The 25949-nt window shown below is 72.9% G+C and carries 26 protein-coding genes; 11 read left to right on the top strand and 15 right to left on the bottom strand.

Features of this window, described 5'->3' with window-relative positions:
- Nucleotides 1-217 precede the first annotated feature (217 nt).
- Complete coding sequence (locus ACIQV3_RS19895; RefSeq protein WP_403713721.1) at nucleotides 218-1570, bottom strand: aspartate aminotransferase family protein; 1353 nt, start codon at nucleotides 1568-1570, stop codon at nucleotides 218-220.
- Between the two features lie 256 nt (nucleotides 1571-1826).
- On the opposite strand from ACIQV3_RS19895, the gene ACIQV3_RS19890 reads away from it, so the two are divergent.
- Nucleotides 1827-2576: a DJ-1/PfpI family protein gene (locus tag ACIQV3_RS19890; protein ID WP_403713720.1), complete on the top strand. Its 750-nt coding sequence runs from the start codon at nucleotides 1827-1829 to the stop codon at nucleotides 2574-2576.
- The gene (locus ACIQV3_RS19885) at nucleotides 2569-3159 is read left to right on the top strand and encodes a MarR family winged helix-turn-helix transcriptional regulator (RefSeq protein WP_403713719.1); all 591 of its coding nucleotides are present in this window, start codon (nucleotides 2569-2571) and stop codon (nucleotides 3157-3159) included. The genes ACIQV3_RS19890 and ACIQV3_RS19885 overlap by 8 nt, the downstream gene beginning before the upstream one ends.
- A gap of 108 nt (nucleotides 3160-3267) precedes the next feature.
- On the opposite strand, the gene ACIQV3_RS19880 is transcribed toward ACIQV3_RS19885, so the two are convergent.
- Nucleotides 3268-3777 carry a GNAT family N-acetyltransferase gene (locus ACIQV3_RS19880; protein WP_403713717.1) on the bottom strand — a complete coding sequence of 170 codons (510 nt, stop codon included), beginning with the start codon at nucleotides 3775-3777 and terminating at the stop codon, nucleotides 3268-3270.
- A gap of 466 nt (nucleotides 3778-4243) precedes the next feature.
- Here ACIQV3_RS19880 and ACIQV3_RS19875 point away from each other — a divergent pair, with 466 nt between their 5' ends.
- Nucleotides 4244-4657 (top strand): nuclear transport factor 2 family protein, encoded by a 414-nt coding sequence (locus ACIQV3_RS19875; RefSeq protein ID WP_403713716.1) that lies wholly within the window; start codon nucleotides 4244-4246, stop codon nucleotides 4655-4657.
- A gap of 24 nt (nucleotides 4658-4681) precedes the next feature.
- Here ACIQV3_RS19875 and ACIQV3_RS19870 read toward each other — a convergent pair whose 3' ends face one another.
- Entirely contained in the window at nucleotides 4682-5302 is a 621-nt protein-coding gene (locus ACIQV3_RS19870; RefSeq protein ID WP_403713715.1) for a hypothetical protein, read from the bottom strand.
- A gap of 235 nt (nucleotides 5303-5537) precedes the next feature.
- Here ACIQV3_RS19870 and ACIQV3_RS19865 point away from each other — a divergent pair, with 235 nt between their 5' ends.
- The 6 genes from ACIQV3_RS19865 (at nucleotide 5538) to ACIQV3_RS19840 (ending at nucleotide 12080) form a co-directional block, all read left to right on the top strand.
- Complete coding sequence (locus ACIQV3_RS19865) at nucleotides 5538-6623, top strand: alpha/beta hydrolase (RefSeq protein WP_403713714.1); 1086 nt, start codon at nucleotides 5538-5540, stop codon at nucleotides 6621-6623.
- The gene (locus tag ACIQV3_RS19860) at nucleotides 6616-7917 is read left to right on the top strand and encodes an acyltransferase (protein ID WP_403713864.1); all 1302 of its coding nucleotides are present in this window, start codon (nucleotides 6616-6618) and stop codon (nucleotides 7915-7917) included. Before ACIQV3_RS19865 ends, ACIQV3_RS19860 begins: the two co-directional genes overlap by 8 nt.
- Nucleotides 7918-7927: 10 nt before the next feature.
- Nucleotides 7928-9337, top strand: coding sequence for a sensor histidine kinase (locus tag ACIQV3_RS19855; protein ID WP_403713713.1), 1410 nt, complete (start codon nucleotides 7928-7930; stop codon nucleotides 9335-9337).
- Nucleotides 9334-10008, top strand: a complete 675-nt coding sequence (locus ACIQV3_RS19850) for a response regulator (protein ID WP_403713712.1) — start codon at nucleotides 9334-9336, stop codon at nucleotides 10006-10008. The genes ACIQV3_RS19855 and ACIQV3_RS19850 overlap by 4 nt, the downstream gene beginning before the upstream one ends.
- 90 nt (nucleotides 10009-10098) lie before the next feature.
- Complete coding sequence (locus tag ACIQV3_RS19845) at nucleotides 10099-11424, top strand: sensor histidine kinase (protein ID WP_403713711.1); 1326 nt, start codon at nucleotides 10099-10101, stop codon at nucleotides 11422-11424.
- A complete protein-coding gene (locus ACIQV3_RS19840; RefSeq protein WP_403713710.1) occupies nucleotides 11421-12080 on the top strand; it encodes a response regulator in 660 nt (219 codons plus the stop codon). Before ACIQV3_RS19845 ends, ACIQV3_RS19840 begins: the two co-directional genes overlap by 4 nt.
- A 70-nt stretch (nucleotides 12081-12150) precedes the next feature.
- Here ACIQV3_RS19840 and ACIQV3_RS19835 read toward each other — a convergent pair whose 3' ends face one another.
- The gene (locus ACIQV3_RS19835; RefSeq protein ID WP_403713709.1) at nucleotides 12151-12684 is read right to left on the bottom strand and encodes a hypothetical protein; all 534 of its coding nucleotides are present in this window, start codon (nucleotides 12682-12684) and stop codon (nucleotides 12151-12153) included.
- A 31-nt stretch (nucleotides 12685-12715) separates the two neighbouring features.
- Between ACIQV3_RS19835 and ACIQV3_RS19830 the strand changes: the two genes are divergently transcribed.
- Entirely contained in the window at nucleotides 12716-12913 is a 198-nt protein-coding gene (locus ACIQV3_RS19830) for a hypothetical protein (protein WP_403713708.1), read from the top strand.
- Here the strand turns inward: ACIQV3_RS19830 and ACIQV3_RS19825 are convergent.
- Nucleotides 12888-13742: a hypothetical protein gene (locus ACIQV3_RS19825; RefSeq protein ID WP_403713707.1), complete on the bottom strand. Its 855-nt coding sequence runs from the start codon at nucleotides 13740-13742 to the stop codon at nucleotides 12888-12890. The genes ACIQV3_RS19830 and ACIQV3_RS19825 overlap by 26 nt on opposite strands.
- Before the next feature lie 27 nt (nucleotides 13743-13769).
- Nucleotides 13770-14720, bottom strand: coding sequence for a diacylglycerol kinase (locus ACIQV3_RS19820; protein ID WP_403713863.1), 951 nt, complete (start codon nucleotides 14718-14720; stop codon nucleotides 13770-13772).
- Between the two features lie 184 nt (nucleotides 14721-14904).
- Between ACIQV3_RS19820 and ACIQV3_RS19815 the strand changes: the two genes are divergently transcribed.
- Nucleotides 14905-16188 carry an adenylosuccinate synthase gene (locus ACIQV3_RS19815; RefSeq protein WP_327305424.1) on the top strand — a complete coding sequence of 428 codons (1284 nt, stop codon included), beginning with the start codon at nucleotides 14905-14907 and terminating at the stop codon, nucleotides 16186-16188.
- Between the two features lie 193 nt (nucleotides 16189-16381).
- Here the strand turns inward: ACIQV3_RS19815 and ACIQV3_RS19810 are convergent, their stop codons facing one another.
- From ACIQV3_RS19810 to ACIQV3_RS19770, 9 genes are all read right to left on the bottom strand, one after another.
- Nucleotides 16382-17293 (bottom strand): alpha/beta hydrolase family protein, encoded by a 912-nt coding sequence (locus tag ACIQV3_RS19810; RefSeq protein ID WP_403713706.1) that lies wholly within the window; start codon nucleotides 17291-17293, stop codon nucleotides 16382-16384.
- A gap of 170 nt (nucleotides 17294-17463) precedes the next feature.
- Nucleotides 17464-18675, bottom strand: a complete 1212-nt coding sequence (gene kynU, locus ACIQV3_RS19805; protein ID WP_403713705.1) for a kynureninase — start codon at nucleotides 18673-18675, stop codon at nucleotides 17464-17466.
- Nucleotides 18668-19516 carry a tryptophan 2,3-dioxygenase family protein gene (locus ACIQV3_RS19800; RefSeq protein WP_403713704.1) on the bottom strand — a complete coding sequence of 283 codons (849 nt, stop codon included), beginning with the start codon at nucleotides 19514-19516 and terminating at the stop codon, nucleotides 18668-18670. Before ACIQV3_RS19800 ends, kynU begins: the two co-directional genes overlap by 8 nt.
- A gap of 196 nt (nucleotides 19517-19712) precedes the next feature.
- Nucleotides 19713-20126, bottom strand: a complete 414-nt coding sequence (locus ACIQV3_RS19795) for a DUF3151 domain-containing protein (protein ID WP_403713703.1) — start codon at nucleotides 20124-20126, stop codon at nucleotides 19713-19715.
- Nucleotides 20127-20297: 171 nt separating this feature from the next.
- On the bottom strand, nucleotides 20298-21320 hold the full coding sequence (fbaA, locus tag ACIQV3_RS19790) for a class II fructose-bisphosphate aldolase (protein ID WP_112446238.1): 1023 nt from the start codon (nucleotides 21318-21320) through the stop codon (nucleotides 20298-20300).
- Nucleotides 21321-21574: 254 nt separating this feature from the next.
- Nucleotides 21575-22114 carry an orotate phosphoribosyltransferase gene (pyrE, locus tag ACIQV3_RS19785; protein ID WP_250748753.1) on the bottom strand — a complete coding sequence of 180 codons (540 nt, stop codon included), beginning with the start codon at nucleotides 22112-22114 and terminating at the stop codon, nucleotides 21575-21577.
- Nucleotides 22115-22135: 21 nt separating this feature from the next.
- On the bottom strand, nucleotides 22136-22924 hold the full coding sequence (locus ACIQV3_RS19780; RefSeq protein WP_403713702.1) for an aldose 1-epimerase: 789 nt from the start codon (nucleotides 22922-22924) through the stop codon (nucleotides 22136-22138).
- Between the two features lie 156 nt (nucleotides 22925-23080).
- Nucleotides 23081-24025 (bottom strand): CoxG family protein, encoded by a 945-nt coding sequence (locus ACIQV3_RS19775; protein WP_403713701.1) that lies wholly within the window; start codon nucleotides 24023-24025, stop codon nucleotides 23081-23083.
- A 75-nt stretch (nucleotides 24026-24100) separates the two neighbouring features.
- Nucleotides 24101-25774, bottom strand: a complete 1674-nt coding sequence (locus ACIQV3_RS19770) for a polyamine aminopropyltransferase (RefSeq protein ID WP_403713699.1) — start codon at nucleotides 25772-25774, stop codon at nucleotides 24101-24103.
- Between the last annotated feature and the right edge of the window lie 175 nt (nucleotides 25775-25949).

Here is a 25949-nt window from a genome sequence, read left to right as displayed (position 1 = left end):
CCCGCTCGAGGCCACCCGCGCAGGGTCATCCTTGCTGCTCGAGCCTGCTCAGAGCCCCGGCGCGACCCGGAGGGGGAGTCGTACGCCGAAGCCCGGTCGGGGTGTCGACCGGGCCTCCGCCAGGGCTCCGAAGGCCCTCTGCACGTCCTCTGTACGTCGTCAGCACGTCCTTCGTACGTCCTCCGCACGGAGGGCGTACGCCTTCGTACGCCCTCCGTCAGGCCGAAACGTGCCGGTCGGCGACGGTCAGCGCGTCGTCCAGCAGGGCGAGGCCCTCCTTCGCGTCCGCTTCGGTGATGTTGCACGGAGGGACCACGTGGGTGCGGTTCATATTGACGAACGGCCACAGCCCGGACGCCTTGCAGGCCGCGGCGAACTCGGCCATCGGCGCGTTGTCCGCGCCCGCGGCGTTGTAGGGGACGAGCGGCTCGCGCGTCTCCTTGTTCCGTACGAGTTCCAGGGCCCAGAAGGTGCCCAGACCCCGCACCTCCCCGACCGAGGGGTGACGCTCCGCGAGGTCGGCGAGGGCCGGGCCGATCACGTTCTCTCCGAGGTGGGCGGAGTGCTCGACGATGCCCTCCTCCTCCATCGCGTTCATCGTCGCGACGGCGGCGGCGCAGGCGAGGGGGTGACCGGAGTAGGTCAGCCCGCCCGGGTAGGGGCGCGTGGCGAAGGTCTCGGCGATCGCGCCGGAGATCGCGACGCCGCCGAGCGGGACGTAGCCACTGTTGACCCCCTTGGCGAAGGTGATCAGGTCGGGGGTGACGTCGAAGTGCTCGGCGGCGAACCACTTGCCGGTCCGGCCGAAGCCCGACATGACCTCGTCCAGGATGAAGACGATGCCGTAGCGGTCGCAGAGCTCGCGCACGCCGGCCAGGTAGCCGGGGGGCGGGGTCATGATGCCCGCCGTGCCGGGGACCGACTCCAGGATGATCGCGGCGATCGTCGCCGGACCCTCGAAGGCGATGGTGTCGGCGAGGTGGGTGAGGGCGCGCGCGCACTCCTCGGCCTCGGTGGTCGCGTGGAAGGGCGAGCGGTAGAGGAACGGCCCCCAGAAGTGCACGACGCCCGCGGCGGCCGTGTCGGAGGGCCAGCGGCGCGGGTCGCCGGTCAGGTTGATCGCGGCGGAGGTGGCGCCGTGGTACGAGCGGTAGGTGGACATCACCTTCTGCCGGCCGGTGTGCAGCCGGGCCATGCGGACGGCGTTCTCCACGGCCTCGGCGCCACCGTTGGTGAAGAAGATCTTGTCGAGGTCGCCGGGGGTCCGCTGCGCGATGAGGCGTGCGGCCTCGGAGCGGACGTCGACGGCGAAACCGGGGGCCAGGGTGCAGAGCCTGGCCGCCTGCTCCTGGATGGCGGCGACGACCTTGGGGTGCTGGTGGCCGATGTTGGTGTTGACCAGCTGGGAGGCGAAGTCGAGGTAGCGCTTGCCGTCGTAGTCCCAGAAGTGCGACCCCTCGGCTTTGGCCACGGCGAGCGGGTCGATCAGGGCCTGGGCGGACCAGGAGTGGAAGACGTGAGCGCGGTCGGCGGCCTTGACGGTGGCGCCCGGGGTGACGTGAGGGGTCATGCCCGCAACCGTAGAAGTGCGCAGGTGGGGAGGGATATCGGCGGTCTGTATGCGGGTGGGGGGCGGGTCTCGGCAATCTGTCTGGGGAGGGATTGACAGCATGCTGTCGCGATGGCAGCATGCTGTCATAGAGCGAACGGGACGGGTTGGCAGCCGGGTGACCCGTAGGACCCACCCGAACCCGACCCGTACCGGACCAGCAGACAGACGCACGGCAGCAACAGCGGCAGCGACGGCGACACTGGAGGCGAGCACGATGAGCGAGACCCAGACGAAGACGCAGGCGGAGACCCAGACGCAGGCGGAGACGAGCACGGGGGCGCGGAAGGAAACCGGGACGGAGTCCCAGACCACGCCCGCAACGTCCGCAACGTCCGCGGCACCCTCCTCCACTCCCCCCACGGTCCACGTGGCGGTGTACGACACGTACGCCGACTGGGAGACGGGCCACACCACCGCGCACCTGACCCAGCACGGCTACGAGGTCCGCACGGTCGGCGTCACCGCCGGACGGCCCGTCACCACGATGGGCGGCCTCCGCATCCAGCCCGACCTGGCCCTGTCGGACCTGCGCCCCGAGGAGTCCGCGCTCCTCATCCTGACCGGCGCCGGGCTGTGGGACGCGGGCGACGAGCTGTCTCCCTTCGCGGCGAAGGCCGAGGAGTTCCTCGCGGCGGGCGTCCCGGTCGCCGCGATCTGCGGAGCCACGGCCGGCCTGGCCCGCGCCGGAGTCCTGGACGGACGTACGCACACCAGCGCGGCCCCCTTCTACCTCGGCGGCCAGCCGGGCTACGGCGGCGCCGAGCACTACGTCGAGGCCGACGCCGTCACCGACGGCGACCTGATCACGGCGGGCCCCACGGAACCGGTGGCGTTCGCCCGCGAGGTCTTCGCCCGCCTCGGGGTGTACGAGCCGCACGTGCTCGACGCCTGGTACCGCCTGTTCCACGACTCCGACGCGAGCGCTTACCCGGTCCTGATGGCGGCGGACCCGAACCATGCCTGACCAGCCCGCGCCGCGCCCCCGGGGTACGGAGCCGGAGCCGCCGGAGCCGCCCGCGGGGAAACCCCCGCAGGCCGTCGACGCGGCTCCGGCGGCACGCGGCAGGGGATCGCGGGAGAACCCCCTCCGCACCCGGCAGGACCTCCTGAGCCGCACCGCCCTCGGGGTGTTCCGGCTCAACGGTCAGTTCCTCTCCGTTTCGGAGGAGCTGGCCCGCCCGGCGGGACTGACCGCGGCCTGGTGGCAGGTGCTCGGCGCCGTACTGCGCGAGCCGCTGCCCGTCGCCGGCATCGCCCGGGCCATGGGCATCACCCGGCAGAGCGTGCAGCGCATCGCCGATCTACTGGCCGACAAGGGCCTCGCCGAATACGTGCCGAATCCGGCCCACCGCCGGGCCAAGCTGCTGCGTCCCACAGACGCCGGCCGCGCGGCGGTCGCCAGAATCGGCCCGGGCCACGCGGCCCTGGCCACCCGGCTCGTGGAGGCCCTCGGCGAGGACGGCTTCGCCGAAACGGTCCGCGTCCTGGAACGCCTGTCGGCCGCCCTGGACACCCTGCCGCCGCCACCGGAAGCCCCGTCCGCCTAGTGCTAGGCGGAGGGCCGCGACTCGTACTGGACGTACCGTCGTGGTCCGACAACGCGGCGAGGTGCCGTGCCGGGCGCCGCGACCCGGTGAACCTTGCCGGTCACAGCACTAGACGTGCATGGTGCGGGGGTCGACGGCCCAGTGGTTGGCCGGCAGGACGCGGTCCGCGAACGCCACGTCGCGTTCGGCGAGGAACCGGAAGCCGAGGGAGCGGCAGATGCCGTTCGACGCGCCATTGCTCCTTGCGGGGAACGCGTGCACGAGTCCCCAACGGTCCTCGTCCCGTGCCTGTTCGAGCAGGGTGCGGACGGCTCGTTTGCCCAGTCCGCGTCCCTGGTGTTCCGGCAGGACCATCCATCCGATCTCCGACACGGGCCCGTCCTCGGTGTCGTGGGACCACAGGGTCACCGTTCCCGCCACGACGTCGGGCCTGGCCGGGTCAGGGATGATCATCTTGATCCAGTCGAGATCAGCTGCCGCCTTGTGGACGTCCCGCCGGACCTTGTCCTCCATGCCTTCGCGTGGAAGCGGTCCGCCGAGGTCGGCCATCATGACGGGATCGCACCGCATCCTGACGTAGGCATCGACATCGACGAGTTCGACGTTGCGCAACTGCACTGGCTGCTCCCTGGATCGTCATCCCGCCCCGACCGGTTCCGCGGCGGCCGGTTCCGCGTCTGCCCCGCAATGCCCACACGCCCCCGTCCGTACACCTGGTGGAATCCCCGCCTGCGTCCTGGACCCCTTCGCCCGCCCCGACGCTCACCCCCGTGCCCGGGACGGACTCCGACCCCGCCCGCGCCCGCTCACGGTCCGCGGCCGTGTCCACGGCCCTGCTCCTCGCCGTCGCCACCACCGACGCAGCCGGGGCTCGGCCCCTCCACCGTGATCTCCGCTGCGCCGCCGTCGTGTTCGCCGGGCGGCCGGAGCACCCTGCGGCCGCTCCCCGACGGGAACCCGGTGCGGGAGCCCGACGGCAGCACCGCGCTCCCGCTCACGTACCGGCGGCGCTGATTATGTCGAAGTCAATAAGCCTGTAAGCAAAGCTTGTTGCCTTCCGCGGTCCCCCCGCACACTGCGGCACATGGAGCCGTTGAAGGTAGTGGCACAACTGTGGGAGCGGATCGAGGCACGGGACTGGGACGGAGTGGCCCTGCTGATCACCGAGGACGCGGTGATCGAATGGCCCGTGAGCAGCGAGCGCATCGTCGGTCGCGACAACTTCATCGCCGTCATCAGCGACGACGACTACGCGGACGAGAGATCCGTAGACGTGCTCCGGATCCTCGCGGACGGCGATCTCGTCGTGACCGAGGTGGAGATACCCCAGGACCACGTCGTCTACCGCGCCGTCTCCCTGTGGACCGTACGGGACGGGCGGGTCGCCGGCGCCCGGGAGTACTGGACCAGCCCCGGACAGGACCCGGCCCCGCGCTGGCGCGCCGGTTTCGTCGAACCGCTCGTGGAGCCGCTCGCCGACTCCCGGACGGCGGACTAGGCCGTGAAGGCCGACTGGGCCGTCTCAGAAGGGCAGGTCCAGCAGACGCTGCAACCGCACCTCGGTCACGCTCACGCCCTCCGGAGCGCCGAACGCCTCGATCATCACGCTGTTGCCGATGTCGGTCACCTCCAGGGCCAAGTGATCGGCCCCCACGCGCAGGTCGAGCCGTACCACCGGCTTGCCGTTGAAGTCCGGCATGCGGTGGATCCGCGCCGCCGGGTACTTCAGACCGATCAGCTTGTTCCGCAGCTCCTCGTAGGTGCCCGTGCCTGTGCCCGTGCCCGTGGCCGTCCCCGGGAACGCCCGGCTGATGCGCAGCTGGTGCCGCTGGGCCACGCACTCCTCCGTCGGATCCAGAGGCACCGGGTCGACCAGGACCGGCTGGACGGAGTCGGGCATCGGCTCCACCGTGGTGGGGGCGGCCACTGCGTCGGTGGTTTCGGAAAGGTCCGGGGCGCAGCTCTGCCAGATGAGGTCCGTCATTTCGAGGAACCGGACCTCGGCGTCCGCGTCGCTCACCGCGACGGCGGCGGCGACCGCGGAGGTCTGGGCGGCGGTGGCGTTCTGCGCGCCGAGGCCGGCCACGACGACGACGCTGAGTGCGGCCACCAGCAGGGACTTCGGGAGAAGAGTTGATCTCATGTCCGTACGATGCGGCCGACCGACCACCCCCCACATGAGTACCCGTACTCAACCCACCCGAGCACGGACTCAGCCGCGAACCGCCCTCTGAGTAGCCCCTGTCATACCTGAGAGCTACTTGGGAAGTGGGCTCTGCGGTGGGACGCCGACCAGGGCTTCCGATTCCTAACTTCGTGACCAGAGAACAAAGCACCAACGCACCAACCCCCTCTGGCACGAGCGAAGGAACGGACCCATGAGCCGCCGACCGCGACCCACCGCACGTCCCGACGGCCGCGGCAGCCGCCGTCTGCGCCGCACGCTGCTGGCCGGGCTCGTGGCCGCGGCCGTGGTGTTCCCCGTGTCCGCCGCCGCTTCCCCTGACGTCCCCGCGCCGGCCCCGGCGGTCCTCGGCGAAGGCACCGCCCTCGCCGACCGGTACGCCGCCCACCTGGCCAACCTCGCCGAGGCGGCCCGTACGGCCGAGAACGCCGGCCGCCACGGCCGTGCGGTGAAGCTACGGGCCATGGAGGCGGGCGGCGATGCCCGGTTCCTCGTCTTCGACGGGCGCGGCAAGGGCCGGGCGATAGAGGTGTTCGGCGATCTGGAAACCGCCGACCGGGTCGGCGTCCTGGTCCCCGGGTCGGACACGACGCTGGACACCTACCAGAGGTTCCGCACCGGGGCCGTCGCCCTTCAGCAGCGCCTGCGCGCCGAGCACCCCCGATCCGCCGTGGTCGCCTGGCTCGGGTACGACACCCCGGGCACGGTCAGCCCGGCCGTCCTGACCACCGGCCGCGCCGACGAGGCCGCCGCCGAACTCGGCCCCTTCCTGTCCCGGTTGGCCCGGTTGGCCGCCCCGGAGGCCCGCCTCTCGCTCCTGTGCCACTCCTACGGATCCGTCGTCTGCGCCCGTACGGGGACGGGTCCCGAGGTCACCGACATAGCGCTGTTCGGCAGTCCGGGTACGGGGGTCGGTTCCGCCGCGGACCTGCCGACCCGGGCCCGGGTCTGGGCCGGCCGGGGCGGCGACGACTGGATCTCCGGTGTCCCGCACGTGCGCGTCGGCGGGGTCGGCTTCGCCGCCGATCCCGTGGACCCGGCCTTCGGAGCCCTGCCCTTCGCGGCCGGCTCCGGCGGGCACAGCGACTACCTCAAGCCGGGCACCGAGTCCCTGAACGGCCTGGCCGATATCGTGCTCGGCTCCTCTCCGGCGGCCCGGCCCGGACCGGGCTCCGCTCCCGCCGCCTCCGCCTCGTCCCTCACCGCCCCCGTCGCCCTCACCGCCCCCGTCGCCCCGTCCGCCCCCGCTGCTCCGGAGGTCTCCCGTGCGCGTGCGTGAACCGCAGACCCGCTGGTCCGTTCTCGCGGACCGCATCGACGCCGGAACCCCCGCCAACCGGGACCGGGCCGTGGACGCGCTCCGGGCCTTCGCCATCCTCGGCGTGGTGCTGGGCCACTGGCTGGTCACCGCACTGACCAGTGCCGACGGCGGCCTCAGCACCACCAGCCCGCTGGCCCACATGAGCGGACTGGCCCCGGTCTCCTGGGTGTTCCAGACCCTGGCCGTCTTCTTCCTGGTCGGCGGCCACGTCGCCGCCCAGGGGTACGAGTCGGCGCGCGGCCGTGGAGTCCCGTACGAGCCGTGGGTCCGCCAACGTCTCGGCAGGCTGTTCCGGCCGGTCGCCGCCGTCCTGGTCCTGTGGAGCGTCGCCGCCGGAGGCATGCTGCTCGGCGGCGTCGGAACGGACACCGTCCGGACGCTGCTGGGCCTCGTCCTGTCCCCCCTGTGGTTCCTCCTCGTCTTCGCGGTGCTCACCGCCGCGACCCCGCTCGTCGCCCGGCTGAGCCCGCTGTGGCCGCTGGCCGTGGTGGCCTCCGTCGATGTCTGGCGCTTCGGATTCGGCGGGCCCGCATGGATCGGCTGGGTCAATGTGGCCGCCGGCTGGCTGGTGCCCTACACCCTGGGCGCCGCGTGGTCCCGGGGTGCCTTCGCCCGGCGCGGTCCGGCCGCCCTGCTGCTGGGTGGCGGGATCGCCGCCACGGCGGCGCTGATCCTCTGGGGCGGGTACCCCGCTTCGATGGTCGGCGTCCCCGGAGCCGCGATCTCGAACCTGAACCCGCCGACGCTGGCCGCCGTCGCGTTCGGCCTGGCCCAGTGCGGGCTGGCGCTGCTGCTGCGGGAGCCCCTGGCCCGGGTGATGAGCCGGCCGAGGGCCTGGGCCAAGGTGGCGCTGGTGAATCTGTCCGCCATGACGATCTTCCTGTGGCACCAGACCGCGATGATGGCCGTCACTGCCCTGGGACTGCTGGTCTCCACCGATCTGCCCGGCCTGCACACCGTGCCCGACTCAGCGCGGTGGATAGCCGTCCGACTGCTCTGGCTGCCCGTGTTCGCGGCCGCGCTGGCGGTCTGCTGGGCCGCCTTCCACACCTACGAGCAGGTCGGCGGCCGCTCCCGGGGGCGCGCCCGGCGCGGGTCCACCGGGACGCCGGCCGACCCCTCGCGGATCGTCGCCTCGTCCGCCCCGACCCGGGGGAACGCTTCCCGCCCTGCCCACACCTCCCCAACTCCGGCCGGGGAGAGCACAGTCACCGGCCCGGCGGCTCCCGCCAAGGAGACCCTCCGTGCCTAGGCTGGACGACGTGAACGATCAGAGCGAGCCCGCACCCCCGGTCAGGACCCCGGCCGCGGCACAGCGCACAGGCGCGGCCGCGACCGCGGCCAGGGCCGGCGGGGACCCGGGAGGCTCCCCCGCCAGGGCTTCGGCCGTGGTGCGGAGCGCGGCCTCGGGGCTCCTGAACCTGAGGGCCGATCCCCTTCCGAGGATGTCGAAGCCCCACTGGCTGGCCTGGCTCCCTCACCTCGTGGTCCTCTATCTGGCGGTGGCCTTCTTCGCCGTGACCACGGAGCAGCTCGGCAACCACTACGGGGTCCACGGCTCCGTCCGGCAGTTGCTGGCGATCCTGGTCGGCGGGTCCATCGTGATCGCGATGCGGTGGCCGATCGCCGGGTACTGGCTCGGCCTGACCGCGGCGGGACTGATCGCCGCGCAGATCCACGGCCACGTCGGCCAGGGCCAGAGCTGGCCGTGGTTGCCCGCGGGGATATTCGCCTTCGCCCCGGTGCTGTTGCTGGTGGCCCTGCGGGTGCCGCCCCGGGTGACCGTCGGGGCGGTGACCCTCGTCGTCGCCTGCACCGGTCTGGCCGAGGGCGTCTTCAAGCCCGAGCACAGCGGCACCTCCGCCCCCGGGGCCATCCTCCTGTTCGCCTTCACCGGCCTCCTCGGGTACGCCCTGCGCGCCACCCGGCTGGCCCGCACGAAGCTCGTCGAGCAGGAGACCCTCACGGAGGAGGAGCGCGCCCGGCGCACCCTGCTGGAGGAGCGCAGCCGGATCGCCCGTGAGCTGCACGACGTCGTCGCGCACCACATGTCGGTGATCTCCATCCAGGCGCAGGTGGCGCCTTACCTCGTGGAGAACCCGTCGGAGGAACTCAAGGAGAATCTGGCCGGGATCCGCGCGAACGCCGTGGAAGCCCTGACGGAGCTGCGGCGTGTACTGGGGGTGCTGCGTTCCGAGCAGCCGGACGAGGCCGCCGATCCGCACCATCCGCAGCCCACGCTGGCCGAGTTGGACGGCCTCGTGGACAACGTGCGGGGTGCCGGGCTGGAGGTCACCGTGGAGATCGCGGGCATCCGCCGGCCGCTGTCGCCCGGCGTGGAGCTGACGGCGTACCGGATCGTCCAGGAAGCACTGAGCAACTGTCTGCGGCACGCGCCGGGTTCCCAGGTGGAGGTCGGCATCGCCTACGGGCCCCGCGATGTGCACCTGTGCGTCGCCAACACGGCTCCCATCCGTCCGGCACCGCCGACCATGGGAGCGGGGCACGGGCTGCTGGGGATGCGGGAGCGAGCGGGCATGCTGGGGGGTGAGCTGGCCGCCGGGCCCCGCCCCGACGGGGGGTACGAGGTGAGCGCCGTGCTCCCGATGGATCCCGTGTCCCCGGACGGCCCGGCCGCACCCGGACGCGAGACGAAGAAGAAGGACTCATGACTGCTGCCCCGATCAAGGTGATGATCGCCGACGACCAGATGATGGTCCGCCAGGGCTTCACCCTGCTCCTCGACGCCCAGCCCGACATCCAGGTCGTCGGTCAGGCCGTCGACGGCGCCGAGGCCGTGGCCAAGGTCGCCGAACTGGTTCCGGACGTGGTCCTGATGGACATCCGGATGCCCGGGATGGGCGGCATCGAGGCCACCTCCCTCATCACCGGCGCCCCGGGCTCCACGGTGAAGGTGCTGGTGCTGACCACCTTCGACCTCGACGAGTACGTGTACGAGGCGCTGCGCGCCGGCGCCTCGGGCTTCCTCCTCAAGGACGCCTCGGCCGATCAGCTGGCCGAGGCGGTCCGCGTGATCGCCGCCGGGGATGCGCTCCTCGCGCCGAACATCACGAAGCGGCTGATCACCGAGTTCTCCCGGCTGGGGGCTCCGCGGGCCCCTTCGAAGGCGCGGCTCGACGAGCTGACGGAGCGCGAGACGGAGGTCCTGTCGCTGGTCGCCCAGGGCATGTCGAACGCGGAGATCGCCGGGCACCTGATCCTGGCCGAACAGACGGTCAAGACGCACGTGGGCCGGATCCTGGTGAAGCTGGGCCTGCGGGACCGCACACAGGCCGCGGTGTTCGCGTACGAGACGGGCCTGATCCGCCCGGCGGGCTATTGAAAGTAGCCCGGGTAGTACCTGAGGGGGACCCCGGGAAATCCCCTTCAGCGGCGACGCGGACCACGCCGGGGCCCACCTACCGTGGGGTACATGACCGAGACCACATCCGGGGCGACCCCCCGGACTCCCGAGATCCGACTGGCTTCGGGCTTCGTCCAGAGCCTGCGCCAGGCGCTGATCACCGACGCGTTCGCCTACCGGCCGCTGGCCCCGATGCGCACGGACGGGCCGCTGACCCGGCGGCTCCCGAAGCGGATACGGGTGGAGGCCGCATATCTGCCGCACGCGACCGTCTGCCTGATCGCGTTCCTCGTGGTGGTCTTCACCTCGATCACCACCGGCCTGCCGCAGGGCGCCTCCCTTGTGATGGGTCTGCTCGCGGCAGCCCCCATCGCGATGACCCTGGTGCGGCCGCTGGGCGCGTTCTGGGTCGCCGTGGCGGTCACCCTGATCTTCTCGGTCGTCAGCGGCTCCGATCCCAACTGGCCGTGGATCCCCGCCACCTTCTTCTCGTACCTCGCGACGGTGACGCTGGTGGCGATGCGGACGAGTCCCCGGACGGCCGGCTGGATGTGGGTGGTCACGCTGTCGATCGGCATCGGGACGTCCATCGTGCTCGGTCACGGCCAGGACATCAACGTCGGCCCGATGGCCTTCGCCTCGGCGCTCGCCCTGCTGGCGGTGAGCCTCCGCAACATCCGCAAGCAGGCGCAGCAGGAGGTCACCGCGCAGCAGGAGGTCACCGCCGTCGAGCGGGACCGGCGGACCTTGCTGGAGGAGCGGACCACGATCGCGCGAGAGCTCCACGACGTGGTCGCCCACCACATGTCGGTGGTGGCCATCCAGGCGGAGGCCGCGCCCTACCGGGTGAAGAATCCGCCGCCGGAGCTGGAGGCCGCGTTCGTCACCATCCGGGAGAACGCGGTGGCGGCCCTGACCGAGCTGCGCCGGGTGCTGGGCGTCGTCCGCTCCGCCGACTACGAGGCGCCGGACGCTCCGCAGCCGACGCTGGCCTCGCTGGACGGGCTGCTGGCCAATGTGCGGGAGGCCGGGCTGAGCGTGGAAAAGACCGTGACGGGCGCGGTGCGCGAACTGCCGCCGGGCGTTGAGCTGTCGGCGTATCGGATCATCCAGGAGGCCCTGAGCAACACCCTGCGGCACGCGCCGGGCGCGAGCGCCGGGGTCGAGGTTTCTTACGTGCTGGGCGGGCTGGGCCTGCGCATCGTCAACGCGGCCGGCACCGGGGACGTGCGGCCCTCGCCGGGGGCCGGGCAGGGGGTCACCGGGATGCGTGAGCGGGTGGCCATGCTGGAGGGGGAGATGACCGCCGGGGAGCTGGCCTCCGGGGGGTTCGAGGTGGCGGTGTTCATACCCGTGGCCGGCAGCCGCCCGGACCCGGTGAAGGATCCGGCATGACGATCCGCGTGCTCATCGTCGACGACCAGATGATGGTCCGTGAGGGTTTCTCCGTCCTGCTGAACGCGATGGACGGCATCGAGGTCGCCGGGGAGGCGGTGAACGGGCGGGAGGCGATCGCCCAGGTGGCGGCCTTGAAGCCGGATGTGGTGCTGATGGACATCCGGATGCCGGAGATGAACGGCCTGGAGGCGACACGGGAGATCGTGGCCGCCGACACGGACGCGAAGGTGCTGGTCCTGACGACCTTCGACCTCGACGAGTACGTGTACCAGGCACTGCGGGCCGGTGCGTCCGGATTCCTGCTCAAGGACGCCTCCGCCCGCCAACTGGCCGATGGAGTACGGGTGGTGGCCGCCGGAGAGGCTCTGCTGGCGCCCTCCGTGACCAAGCGGCTGATCACGGAGTTCTCGAAGTTGTCGGAGACCCGGACGCAGGTGGGGTCGGCGACGGTCACGGAGCTGACGGAGCGGGAGACCGAGGTACTGGTGCTGATCGCACAGGGGTTGTCCAACGCGGAGATCGCGGATCGGCTGATCATCGCCGAGTCCACCATCAAGACGCACGTGAGCCGGATCCTGGTCAAGCTGGGACTGCGGGACCGCACGCAGGCGGCGGTGTTCGCGTACGAGACCCGGCTGGTGACCCCCGCTTAGGGCGCCCCGAAAAGTTGTCCACAGCTGTGGACAACTTTTCGGACGGGTGTGGATCAAGGAATTCCGGGGCTCAGGCCGCCAGGTCCCGGTGGCGCAGGGCGGCCGGGGCGGCGGCCAGGAGAGTCGCCTCCAGCGCGGTCAATGTGAGCAAAGAACCCCAGGTCAGAGCCTCAGAGCCGGGGATCCGGGGCAGGTGGGCGAAGGGGGACAGGTCGAGGACCGCCCGGGGGAGGTTCAGTGCGGGACCGATCCAGCCGAGGATCAGCGCGGCCCCGGCCACCGCCCAGTCGGCCGACGCGTGGCCGGGGAGCACGCCGTACAGGAGGGCCGCGACGGCCCCGATCACCCACACCGCGGGGAGCTGCGCGAGTGCGCCCCCGACGGTCTGCCCGAGGGCCCCGCTTTGGCCACGGCCAAAGCCCAGGCCGAGCCGGCCGAGCCGGCCGAGCAGCAAGATCAGCGCCGAGCCGCCGAAGGCGACGGCCAGATGGCCGGCGACCCAGCGCAGGGGGCCGCCGGAGTGCGCCAGAACGGGTTCCGCGCGCTGCCCCGACTCCCCGGCGCCCAGGCGCAGTACCGCCGCCACGACGAAGAGGGCGGCCACCAGTCCCCGCGCGCTCTCGGTGAGCTGCGCCGTGACGGCGGCCGCCGACGCGAAGCATCCCGGTGGCGCCGATCCCGAGCCCGAGGGCGAGCGCTCCGCCCGCGCCCCGGCCCGCGAGCCCGGCCGTGGCGAGGAGGGCGACCAGGGCGTTGGCCAGGAGGGCCGCCAGCAGGGCCGCGGTCAGCGGGGCCCGGTCTGCGACCTCATCGAGGCGGCCGCCTCCGGCTGAGCGCGCCCCGCGGCCACGGCCTGCGCGCCAGGCCCAGTTCCCGGGCGCGCGGGACCCACACCACGGCCCCGGGCCCCGGGTCCCCGGCCAGCCACACGAACCGCTCCGGAGGCGGGCCGGGCGCGTCCGACTCCACCGGCGGACCCGACGGACCCGACGGCGGGAGGGTCGGAGCCGACGGACCCGGCGCACCCGGCGCACCTGACGGCGGGAGGACCGGAGCCAGCGAACCCGGCGCACCCGACGCACCCGGCGGCGGGAGGGCCGAAGCCAACGGACCCGACGGACCTGACGGCGGGAGGGCCGAAGCCAGCGGAGCCGACGGACCCGGCGCACCGGACGGAGCCGGCGGCGGGAGGGCCGGAGCGGGGGGCGGCCACGCGCGCGGCGGTAGCACCCGCCGGCCCAGCGGCCCCAGGGTCAGCACGCGCTCCGCGGAGCCCCCGCGGCCCAGGACGAGCAGCGGCGGCAGCCCGCGCCCGCGCACCACCTCCGCCTCGTACGGGACCCAGCGCAGCTCCGGGGCCCGCAGGAGGCCCCGCACGCGCCGGGCCACGTACAGCTCCCGGAGCGCGACGAGCACCGGCAGGCAGAGCACCACCAGGAGCACCGCCTTCAACGGTGCCGGGCGGGTGACCAGCGCCCCGATCAGCGCGGGCCAGCACAGCACCGGCAGCAAGCCGATCAGCGCGGCGTCCTGCCTCCAGTCGCCGAGCGCGTCCCGGACGTCCGCCTCCCCGGGTGGCCCGGGCACCGGCGCCGGGCCCGGCGAGGCGGCCGGATCCCCGCCGCACCCGGTCGTCCTCGGAACCTCCACGATCCCCGCCACCGATCCTCCCCCGGGTCAGCGTGAGCGTCAGCGCTGCAGCGGCAGTGTCAGCCCCCAGGCGCCCGGGTGCAAGGTCCACGTACGGCGCCGGACCGGGCCGGTGATGCCGACGTCCGACCGGTAGCGGAAATCCTCCCCGGACACGGTCACGGCCGACGCCCGCACCCGCACCACCCGTCCGGATCCCGGCGCGGGAACGAAGCCCGAGCCCGAGCCCGACCCGGAGCCCGAGCCCGACCCGGAGCCCGGGGCGGCCGCGACCGCCCTCATCCGGACCAGCACGTCCGCGAGCCCGTCGCCCTCCCGGGCCGACACGGCGACGTCCTCCACCATCCCGTCCACGTCCGCCAAGACCACCCCGTCGGCCTCCACCCGCAGCCGGTGGCCGCCACCGGATCCGCTGCCGGGCGGAGCTCCCGCCGCCGGGCGGCCGAACGTACGGACCAGCGAGCGGTACGCGTTCCACACCGACGGCCCGGCCGGCCGCGGCACGCCCCCGGCCCCGGACCGGGGGCCGGATCCGGCCCCCACGGGCGGCGGCGGGATGCCGATCCCGCCCAGCACCACCCCGTCGCTGTCGTCGACCAGCAGGTCCCGCATGGCGACGGCCCCGTCCAGCACCGCCCGCGCGGCCGCCACGGCCGACAGCGGCACGCCGAGCTGCAGCGCCAGGACCAGCGACGCCGTCGGCCCCACCGGAATCAGCGAAACGGCCCCCTCGGACAGCGCCCGCTCACGGTGCAGCAGACCGACGGCCCGGACGAGTGCGCGGTCGTCGCCCACGATCACCGGCTGCCGATGACCCCGGCGGGCGAGAGCCCGCGCAAACTCCTCCCGTGAGTCCGGGAGGCAAATTTTCGCCGCCGCTCCCGCTGACAGAACATCTTTCGCGATTCGCACGGACTCGCCGTCAAGACGGCGGGCGACCGGGTCGACGAGCACGAGCAGGCCGCCTACCGGCGCGCCCGCATGGCTCATGGTGGGCTCTGGAGCCGACACCTCGGTCCTTCCTCGGGTAGCATCTTTGTGCAAGAGGCCCTTGCGCTATTGCGCCAGGGCCTTCGTCTATTCCGGGGTACCGGTCCGACGGCTCAGCCTGCGGTGTACATCGTCGTACGCCCCCTGACCTTGGACATGCCCCATCCGGAAGAGGTGTACGCCTGTGCCCGCTCTTGTGCTGCTCGGAGCTCAGTGGGGTGACGAGGGCAAGGGAAAGGCCACCGACCTGCTCGGTGGATCCGTTGACTATGTAGTGCGTTACCAGGGTGGCAACAACGCCGGCCACACGGTCGTCGTAGGCGACCAGAAGTACGCACTGCACCTTCTCCCTTCCGGCATCCTCTCCCCCGGATGCACCCCGGTCATCGGCAACGGTGTCGTCATCGACCCGGCCGTCCTGCTCTCCGAGCTGCGCGGCCTGAACGAGCGCGGCATCGATACCTCCAAGTTGCTGGTCAGCGGCAACGCGCACGTGATCACGCCGTACAACGTCACCCTCGACAAGGTCGGCGAGCGCTTCCTCGGCAAGCGCAAGATCGGTACGACCGGCCGCGGCATCGGACCGACCTACGCGGACAAGATCAACCGCGTCGGCATCCGGATCCAGGACCTCTACGACGAGTCGATCCTCACCCAGAAGGTCGAAGCGGCGCTGGAGGGCAAGAACCAGCTCCTCACGAAGCTGTACAACCGCCGCGCGATCGAGTCGGCGCAGATCGTCGAAGAGCTGCTCGGCTACGCGGAGCAGATCAAGCAGTACGTCGCCGACACCACCCTGATCATCAACAAGGCGCTCGACCAGGACAAGGTCGTGCTCTTCGAGGGCGGCCAGGGCACCCTGCTCGACGTCGATCACGGCACGTACCCCTTCGTCACCTCCTCGAACCCGACCGCCGGTGGCGCCTGCACCGGTGCGGGCGTCGGCCCGACGAAGATCAGCCGCGTCATCGGCATCCTGAAGGCGTACACGACCCGCGTCGGCGCCGGCCCGTTCCCGACCGAGCTGTTCGACGCGGACGGCGAGGCCCTGCGCCGCATCGGCGGCGAGCGCGGCGTGACCACCGGCCGTGACCGCCGCTGCGGCTGGTTCGACGCCCCGATCGCCCGCTACGCGACCCGCGTCAACGGCCTGACGGACTTCTTCCTCACCAAGCTGGACGTGCTGACCGGCTGGGAAGAGATCCCGGTCTGCGTCGCGTACGAGATCGACGGCAAGCGCGTCGAGGAGCTCCCGTACTCGCAGACGGACTTCCACCACGCGAAGCCGATCTACGAAAACTTCCCCGGCTGGTCCGAGGACATCACCAAGGCCAAGACCTTCGCGGACCTCCCGAAGAACGCCCAGGCGTACGTCAAGGCCCTGGAGGAGATGTCGGGCGCTCCGATCTCCGCGATCGGCGTCGGCCCCGGCCGTACCGAGACGATCGAGATCAACTCGTTCCTCTAGGCGGTCCAGCCGAAGGGGCGGTGCGCGCGTCGCGCACCGCCCCTTCGGCGTACCGGGAGCCGGGTGACCGGGTGGCTGGGTGACCGGGTGGCTGGGTGACCGGGTGGCTGGGTGGCTGGGTGACCGGGTGGCCGGGTGACCGGGTGACCGGGTGACCGGGTGACCGGGTGACCGGGTGACCGGGTGACCGGGGCTACCACCCCAGCTGCGCGATCTCCTCCGACACCACCGCGCACGCGTCCGCCGCCGGGTCGATGAGGGGGAAGTGGCCGACCCCGTCCAGCAGGGTCAGGCCCACCATCTCCCCCGCCATCGCGGCCGCCGCGACGTACGCCTCCGACACCGCCTCCGGGACCACGATGTCGCTCCGCCCCTGAACCACCGCCGTCGCGATGCCGGTCGGCAGCAGCGCCGCCGGATCGGCGTACGGGCGCCGCGCGGCGAAGGCTCCGGCCCCGCCCAGGAGTTGCGCCGAGGCGCCCCCGCACACCCCGAGCTCCTCCGCCACCGCGAAGTCCGCGATCGGGGCCAGCGCCACCACACCGCGCAGCAGCGGCGGCGCGGGCAGCCTCCAGCCGGCCGGGGCGTCGGGCGGGAGCACGTGCCGGGCCGCGGCCCACAGCGCGAGGTGGCCTCCGGCCGAGTGGCCGGTCAGCACCATGCGGCGGGGGTCGGCCTCCGGCAGGGCGCCGGCGGCGAGCTCCGGGAGGGCGTCCAGCGCGGCGGCCACGTCGTCGAAGGTCTCGGGCCAGCGGCCGGCGACCGGGCCCCGGGCGTCCTGGTGGGGCAGGGGCTGCGATGCCCGGGACCGGCCGCGCCGGTACTCGACGTTGGCGACGGCGAAACCCTGCCGGGCCAGGAAGTCCGCGAAAGGGCTGACGTGCTGCCGGTCGTACGGGGCGCGCCACGCCCCTCCGTGCAGGACGACGACCAGCGGCGCGGAACGCGCGACGCCCGGCTGCGCGCGCGCTCCGCGCGGTGCGTGGAAGTCGACGATCTGGTCGGGGTGTTCTCCGTAGGCGGCCGTGGCGTCGGGGGCCACGGGCGGATGGGAGAAGGCCGAGGCGGCCTCGGCGGCGTCCCGTTCGACTGCGGGGTCCGTCATCGGCTCAACCTCCGGTAACGCGTGGGACGAGGGGGACTGGTGTTCCGGTGTCCCGGCAGAGCGGGACCGTATCAGGCCGGAACGGTGCCCTCCGTGGCGGGCCGGGGAGATACCGGCGCGGGCGGGGCCGTAGCCCCGCCCGCGCGGTGATGTGACGTTTCGCTACCGGTTCACCCGAAAATGTGACCCAGTGCGCGCGCCGCACGCTCCGCGTCCGCGAAGCCGACGTACAGCGGAGTGAATCCGAAGCGCAGGACGTCGGGGGCGCGGAAGTCCCCGATCACCCCACGGGAGATCAGCTCGCGCATGACCCCGTCGGCGTTCTCCGTGCGCAGCGACACCTGGCTGGCGCGCTGGTCGTGACCGGTCGGGGTGACCAGCTCGACCTTGCCCGCCGGGACGTACGCCGCCACGCAGTCGAGGAAGAAGTCGGTCAGCGCGAGGGACTTCGCGCGGACCTCCTCGACCGCAACCCCGTCCCAGGCGTCCAGGGCGGCCTCCAGCGCGAGCATGGACAGGATGTCCGGGGTCCCGACGCGGGCCCGGGCCACGCCCTGCGCGGCCTCGTAGGAGGGGGTCATCGCGAACGGGTCCGCGTGGCCGTTCCAGCCCGGCAGCGGGGAGTCGAAGGCGGACTGGTGGCGGGTGGCGACGTACAGGTACGCGGGGGCGCCGGGGCCGCCGTTGAGGTACTTGTACGTACAGCCGACCGCGAGGTCCACCGCGTGCGCGTCGAGCCCGACGGGCAGCGCCCCGGCCGTGTGGCACAGGTCCCAGACGACGAGCGCCCCGGCCTCGTGCGCGGCCGCGGTGAGGCCGGGCAGGTCGTGCAGGCGGCCGGTGCGGTAGTCGGCGTGGTTGAGGAGGACCACGGCGGTGTCCGGGCCCATCGCCCCCGCGGCGGCGGCCGGGTCGACCGGCACGACGCGCAGGCCCGTCATCCGGGCCGCCGACTCGGCGATGTAGCCGTCGGTGGGGAAGGTGGCGGCGTCCACGAGCAGCTCGGTCCGGCCGGGCGGGGCCAGCCGGGCGGCGCCGACCAGCGCCTTGAACAGGTTGACGCTGGTGGAGTCGCCGACGACCACCTGGCCGGCGGCGGCGCCGACCAGCGGGGCTATCCGGTCGCCGATGCGCTCGGGGGCGTTCCACCAGTTGGCCTCGCCCTCGGTCCAGGAGCGGATCAGGCGGGTGCCCCACTGCTCCGTGACCACCTCGGCGAGCCGTGCGGCCACCCCCGCGGGGAGCGCGCCGAGGCTGTTGCCGTCGAGGTAGACCACGCCCTCGGGGAGGGTGAAGCGGTCGCGGAGCTTGCCGAGGGGATCGGCCGCGTCCAGGGCTTCGGCGCGGGCCGCCAGGTCCGGTCCCGTGGTCGGCTCAGACATGGCTGCGCGCCGTCCAGAGCTCCGGGAACACGTTCTTCTGGGCCCGCTTCTCCAGCCAGGTCACGCCGGCCGAGCCGCCCGTGCCCGTCTTCGCGCCCATCGCGCGCCGGGTCGCGACCAGGTGGTCGTTGCGCCAGCGCCAGACCAGCTCGGCCACGTCGGTGAGGACCTCGCCGAGGCGGTGCAGGTCGAGGTGGGCGTCCGGGGTGGCGTACAGGGCCGTCCAGACGGCTTCGACCTCGGGCGAGGGCTCGTAGCGCTGCGAGAGGTCGCGGTCGAGGACCGACTGCGGGACCGGGAGCCCGCGGCGCGCGAGGAGGCTCAGCACCTCGTCGTAGAGGCTGGGCTCCTGGAGGGCCTTCTCCAGCTCCGCGTGGACGCGCGGGGCGCCGCGGTGCGGGACCAGCATGGAAGCGGCCTTGTCGCCGAGCAGGAACTCCATCCGGCGGTACATCGCCGACTGGAAGCCGGAGCCCTCGCCGAGGGCGGCGCGGTACGCGTTGAACTGGCCCGGGGTCAGCTGGGCGAGGGGGCGCCAGGAGGCGTTGAGGGCCTCCAGCTCGCGGAGGGATCGTTTCAGCGCATCCATCGCGACGGGGAGCTCGTCCTCGCGGAGCGCCTGTGCGGCGGTCTCCCACTCGTGGACGATGACCGTGAACCACAGCTCCATGACCTGGGTGGTGACCAGGAAGACCATCTCGCCCGGGTCGTCCGAACGCAGGTGCTGGAGGTGGGTGAGGACGTCCGCCTGGACGTAGTCCTCGTAGGGGGTCGTGCCGGCGAAGTCGAGGTTCGGGGTGTCCGAACCGCCGTCTCCGGAGGCATCAAGGGCGTGCGACATCGCTGTCTCCTCGATACGTGCTTCCGGGTAGCGGTCCGCTCCTTCCGGTGAGGTGAGTGGAGCTCCGGTCCCCTGTCCGCATCATAGGACCGTCGTGCCGCGGGGCTTCAATAGTCAGTGGCGCACGTCACTTCCCGCGACCGGGCGGGCCCCCTGCGGGAACCCGCCCGGTACGGGGCGTCGAACGCGTCGGACCTCAGACGGCGAGGACGTCCGCGGCCGTCTCGGAGGAGTCGCGCAGGAAGGTCGAGCAGCGCGCGAACTCCTCCTTCTCGTCGATCGCTCCGGCCGCGCGGGCCAGGGCGTTCAGGGCGCGCAGGAAGCCGCGGTTCGGCTCGTGCTCCCACGGCACCGGGCCGTGGCCCTTCCAGCCGGCGCGGCGCAGCGCGTCCAGGCCGCGGTGGTAGCCCGTACGGGCGTAGGCGTACGACTCGACCGTGCGGCCGGCCTCGAAGGCCTCGTCGGCGAGGAGGGCCCAGGCGAGGGAGGAGGTCGGGTGCGCGGCGGCCACCTCGACGGCGGGGGTGCCCGCGGCGAGGGCCGCGATGCCCGGCTCGTCGGGGAGGTGGGTGGGGGCGGGGCCCCCGAGGAGGTTCTGGTGAAGAGACATGCCCACAGTCTGGGGGATGGGGGACGCGGACATGCGGGAAGGGCCCGGCCCCGCCGTCCGTGGACGGTGGAGCCGGGCCCTTCCGGGAAGCCGCTGCCACGTGAGCTGCTCTGTGAGCCGCTATGCCAGCTGCTGCGTCAGCTGCTGTGTCAGCTGCTCTGTGAGCCGCTGCTACTTGAGCTTCGTGCCCGTGGAACGCAGGTTCGCGCAGGCCTCGGTGACGCGCGCGGCCATGCCGGCCTCGGCGGCCTTGCCCCACGTGCGGGGGTCGTACTTCGACTTGGTGCCGACCTCGCCGTCGACCTTCAGGACCGCGTCGTAGTTGCGGAACATGTGGTCCACGACCGGACGGGTGAAGGCGTACTGGGTGTCGGTGTCGAGGTTCATCTTCACGACGCCGTTCTCCAGCGCGGTGGCGATCTCCTCGGCCGTGGAGCCCGAGCCGCCGTGGAAGACGAAGTCGAACGGGGAGGACTTGCCGTACTTCTCGCCGACGCCGGCCTGGAGGTCCTTGAGGAGCTCGGGGCGCAGGACGACGTTGCCCGGCTTGTAGACGCCGTGCACGTTGCCGAAGGAGGCGGCCAGCAGGTAGCGGCCCTTCTCGCCCAGGCCCAGGGCCTCGGCGGTGCGCAGCGCGTCGTCGACGGTGGTGTACAGCTCGTCGTTGATCTCGTGGCTGACGCCGTCTTCCTCGCCACCGGTCGGGGTGATCTCGACCTCGAGGATGATCTTCGCGGCGGCGGCCTTGGCGAGCAGCTCCTGGCCGATGGCCAGGTTGTCGGCCAGGGTCTCGGCGGAACCGTCCCACATGTGCGACTGGAAGAGCGGGTTGAGGCCGCGGGCCACGCGCTCGGCCGAGATCTCGATCAGCGGGCGGACGTAGGTGTCCAGCTTGTCCTTGGGGCAGTGGTCCGTGTGCAGCGCGACGGTGATGTCGTACTTGGCGGCCACGATGTGCGCGAACTCGGCCAGGGCGGCGGCGCCGGTGACCATGTCCTTGTTGTACTGGCCACCCAGGAACTCCGCACCACCGGTGGAGATCTGGATGATGCCGTCGCTCTCGGCCTCCGCGAAGCCGCGCAGTGCAGCGTGCAGGGTCTGGGTCGAGGTCACGTTGATCGCCGGGTAGGCAAACTTGCCTGCCTTCGCCCGGTCGAGCATCTCGTTGTAGACCTCGGGGGTTGCGATGGGCATCTGTCCGCTCCTTGGATGTGCGGGGAGTGTGCTTATTGCGGGCCCTGACCTGGGGGCGACGTTGCCGTCGTCCCCATCTTTCCAGACTCGGGCCCCCACTCCACCTCCGCGACGGCGCCCTGTGGCCCGAACCGGGTGGAGTGTTTCACGTGAAACACTCCACCCGACCGAAAAGACGCAGGTCAGGGCCTACTTCCGGACTCTCGGGGACCTAAGTCACCAGTTGTGCGGAAGCACGACCCGCTGTCCGAGTGTTAGGACAAACCGAGGTCGTCCAGCTGGTAGCCCGTGAGGTAAGGCAGTCCGGCGGCCGCGATGGCGTCGGCCGCGCCGCGGTCGACGATCGTCGCGACGGCCACGACCTCGCCGCCGGCCTCGCGGACCGCCTCGACGGCGGTCAGCGGGGAACCGCCGGTGGTCGAGGTGTCCTCGACCACCAGGCAGCGCTTGCCCTTCACGTCGGTGCCCTCGATGCGGCGCTGCATGCCGTGCGCCTTCTGCGCCTTGCGGACGACGAAGGCGTCCAGGCGCGCGCCGCGCGCGGCGGAGGCGTGCAGCATCGAGGTGGCGACCGGGTCGGCGCCCAGCGTCAGGCCGCCGACGCAGTCGAACTCCAGGTCGGCGGTGAGGTCGAGCATGACCTGGCCGACCAGCGGGGCGGCCTCGCCGTCCAGGGTGATCCGGCGGAGGTCGATGTAGTAGTCGGCCTCGCGGCCGGAGGAGAGGATCACCTTGCCGTGCACGACGGCCTTGTCCTTGATCTGCTGCAGAAGCGCATCGCGTACGTCACTCATGGCACCGAGCTTAATTGGGCACTACCCGAGCCGCCGCCACGTCCACGTCGTGGAGATCTCCAGCGGGTCCACGGGGGTGACCAGCTGCGGGAGGCCGTTCAGGCCGTTGGGCGGGCCCGACTGCGGTTCCACGCAGACCGCCTCGGGCTCCTCGTCGTACACGACCACCCATTCGGAGCGGCTGGTGACCTTCAGCTCCAGGGCGTCGGGCCACGTGAGGGTGACGTCGACCCCGTACGGCATGCCGAAGCAGTCGTCCCAGGGGCCGGGCTTGGGATCGATGCGGTTGCCGGTGGGCAGGTGGTCGGCTCCGCGCTCCTCCTGCCAGGCGGCCTCGAAGTCGATGCGGACGTCCTCGCCCCCGTTGCCGAGGTTGCGGTGGAACCAGGGGTGCCAGCCGGCCTGCGCCGGGAAGGAGTCCTGGTAGGTCTCGATGCCCATCGTCAGGGTCAGCGCGTTCTCGCCGAGCTCGAAGATCTGGGTGACCAGGCCCTCATAGGGCCACGGGTCGGCGAGCGGGTACGTGAAGACGGCCTCGGTGGCGGTGGTCCGGGCGCGGCTCCACGCGGCGTCGCGGCCGAAGCCGTGGATGGCGTGCGGCGGGTGGTTGAGCGGCAGCTGGTGCAGGGTCGCGCCGTCCTGGAACTGCCCGTTCCTGGTCCGGCCGCACCACGGGACCATGGGGAAGGACCCGTAGTGGTCCCCCTGCCGCAGCAGTTCCGTCCCGTCGATGCGCAGACTGCTGATCCGGCAGCCGTTCTCCTGGTCGATGGTCACCTCGGCGCCGCCGGCGCGCAGTTGCGTACTCATGCCATGACCTTAGTCAGCCCGGCGGGGTGATCAGGGCCGCACGGAGAAGCGGGCGCGTTCCCCGGGTCCGGCGGGCGCGTTCCCCGGGGGCGGGCGGGCGCGTTCCCCGGGTCCGGCGGGCGCGTTCCCCGGGGGCGGGCGGGCGCGTTCCCCGGGTCAGCGGCGGCGGCGCAGGGCGCGGCCCAGGAGGACCGCCGAGGCCACGGCCACGGCGGCGGCCGGGGCGATCCAGCGAAGGCCGGCGTTCACGGAGGCGGACGTGGGCGCCGGGACCGGGGCGTAGCGGCCGCGCGGGGGCGCGTGGTCCACCTCCTCCGCGCTGCGGCCGATCATCGTGCGGCGGGCGTGCGCGGCCTCGGCCGGCGGACGCGGGGGGCCGCCCAGGTCCCCGAGGTCGGCCATGCCTTCGAAGGTGCCTTCCAGGAACGGGTCCAGGGACGGGGCCGGGACCTCGGTGTCGAACACGGACGCGGTGACCTCGGTGAACCCCGGGCCGGGGCCCGCGTCCTGGCCCGCGTCCTGGTCCGCGTCCTGGTCCGCGTCCGTGTCGGCGTCCGTGTCGGCGTCCATGTCGGCGTCCATGTCGGCGTCCGTGTCTACGTCCGCGTCGGCATCGACGCCGGCGTCCGTCGAAACCCCGTCCCCGGGCCCGGCCGTGCCGTCGATCGCATCGACCGCGACGGCCGCGAGGTGCCCGGCGGACCGGTCCAGGAGGCGGTGCGCGGCCGTGGCGGCCGCGTCGGGGTCGAAGGCGGCGGCGCGCCCGTCGGCGGCGGACTCGGCGGTGAACTCCAGCCGGGTGCCGCCGTCCGCCTCGGCCAGGCGCACCGCGAGGGTGAGCTTCACGGTCCCGCTCCCCCGCACCTCGGTGCCCTCGCCCGCGAGGGTGAAGCGGTCCGGGTCCTGCTCGGTGACGGAGAGGGCCCCGCGGTAGGTGACGGTGTGGCCGCCGACCCGCACCCTGAGCCGGCCGGACAGCGGCCCGGCCTCGGTATCGGCGTCCTGCTGGAGCCCCGGCACGCACCGCGCCAGCCGGGCGGGGTCGCGCAGCACGGCGCGGACGTCTGCGGAGGGGACCGGTACGAACACCTGATGCTCCATGCGGACGAGCCTACCGACGCGGCAGCCCCGCCACGAGTACCCCGGCTACGCGTACCCCGGCTACGAGCACCGCGCCTACGAGTACCGCGGGTGCGGCAGCGTCGACGGCGGGAGGCCCCCCACCCGGGTGCGCTCCGTGTCCCGGGCCGCGTCGGCCAGGGACTGCGTGGACAGGGAGCGCAGGGCGGGCGTCTCCCGGTCCACCCGGAGCCGGGGCACGCCGTCGCGGGCCGCCAGGACGAAGCCCCAGTCCTGCGGGAGCTTCGCCGCGGAGGCGGAAGCCGCGCCGAGCGCCCGGTCGGGGCCGGCGGCGAAGCCCGAGAGGCGGCCGCCCGCACTGTAGGGGGCGGTGCGCAGGCCGGCCGCGCGCAGGGTGGCCTCGACGGTCCAGTAGGTACGGGGCCTGGTGCCGGGCGGCCCCGCGTGGACGGCGAGCCGCCCGCCGGGGCGCAGGGCCCGCGCGGCCAGCCCGTAGAACTCCTGCGAGTACAGCTTCGTGCTGGGGGTGATCCCGGGGTCGGGCAGGTCGGAGACGATGACGTCGAAGCGGGCCCGGGCGGCGGGTGCGCGCAGCCAGCGGAAGGCGTCCGCAGTGACGACGCCGACCCGCGGGTCCTCGTACGCCCGCTCGTTCAGCGCGGAGAGCATCGGGTCGGTCCGGGCGAGCCGCACGACTCCGGGGTCGAGCTCGACGACGGTGACGGAGGCGACGCCGCGGTAGCGCAGCACCTCGCGGGCGGCGAGTCCGTCGCCGCCTCCGAGGACCAGGACGCGGGTGTGCGGGCCGGTCATCGCGGGGTGCACGAGGGCCTCGTGGTAGCGGTACTCGTCGTAGCCGCTGACCCGCAGGCGGCCGTCGAGGAAGAGGTCGAGGGAGCGCGGTGAGCCGTTCGGGGGACCGGTGAGGACGAGCTCCTGCACGCCGGTCTGGACGGCGACGCGGACCTCGGCGCCGTAGACGGCGCGGCGGGCGACGCGTTCGAAGTCGTCGGCGAGGACGGTGGCGCAGCCCAGGACGCCCAGGACGGTGACGTTGACGGTGACGAGCAGCCAGCGGGCGCGCCGGCTCAGGTCCCGGCGGAACAGCCACAGGACGAGGCCGCCGCCGGCGACGACGTTGACGGTGCCGGTGAGCATGGCGCCGGTGAGCTGGCCGAGGACGGGCAGCAGCAGGAAGGGGAAGGCGAGGCCGCCGACGAGGGCTCCGACGTAGTCGGCGGCGAACAGGTCGGCGACGGCGCCGCCCGCGTCCTGTCTGCGGATGCGCTGGATGAGGACCATCAGGAGCGGGATCTCGGCGCCGATGAGGACGCCGATGGCGAAGGAGAAGGCGACCAGCGCGGGCCGGGACTCCCCCAGCCAGGCGAAGCTGGCGTAGAGCGCCATGGCCGAGAGCCCGCCGAGCAGGGCGAGGCCCGCCTCGACGAGGGCGAAGCCGAAGGCGGGGCGGCCGCGCAGGGCCTTGGCCAGCAGGGAGCCGACGCCCATGGCGAAGACCATGACGGACAGCACGACCGACGCCTGGGTGACGGAGTCGCCGATCAGGTACGAGCCGAGGGCGAGCAGCTCCAGCTCGTATACGAGCCCGCAGGCGGCGCAGACGAACACGGTGGCCAGGACGAGGAGTCGGCCGGTCCTGGGCCGTACGGGCAGGGCGGCCGGGACGCGGGCCACACCGCGCGGCTCCGGAGCCGGATGGCGGCGCCACCGGGTGCGAAGCACCCCGCGCGGGGCGGAACGGTCGATCATGAAGCGAACCGTACGTCACCGTCTGCTCGCATCCGGTCACCCACATGGGTGTAAGTGGCGCACTGGTTCGGGCAGTTGGCGTAACCACCCGGCAACTCCGCGACCCCCGCGACCCCCGCGACCCGGCGGGCCCGGCGGACCCCGGATCAGCGCCGGCGCCCGGCGACGGCCGGGC

It is taken from the genome of Streptomyces sp. NPDC099050, from assembly GCF_044759865.1.
Classification (GTDB): domain Bacteria; phylum Actinomycetota; class Actinomycetes; order Streptomycetales; family Streptomycetaceae; genus Streptomyces.
The sequence above is the reverse complement of the archived record's forward strand: the minus strand, read 5'-3'. Positions and strand labels throughout refer to the sequence as shown.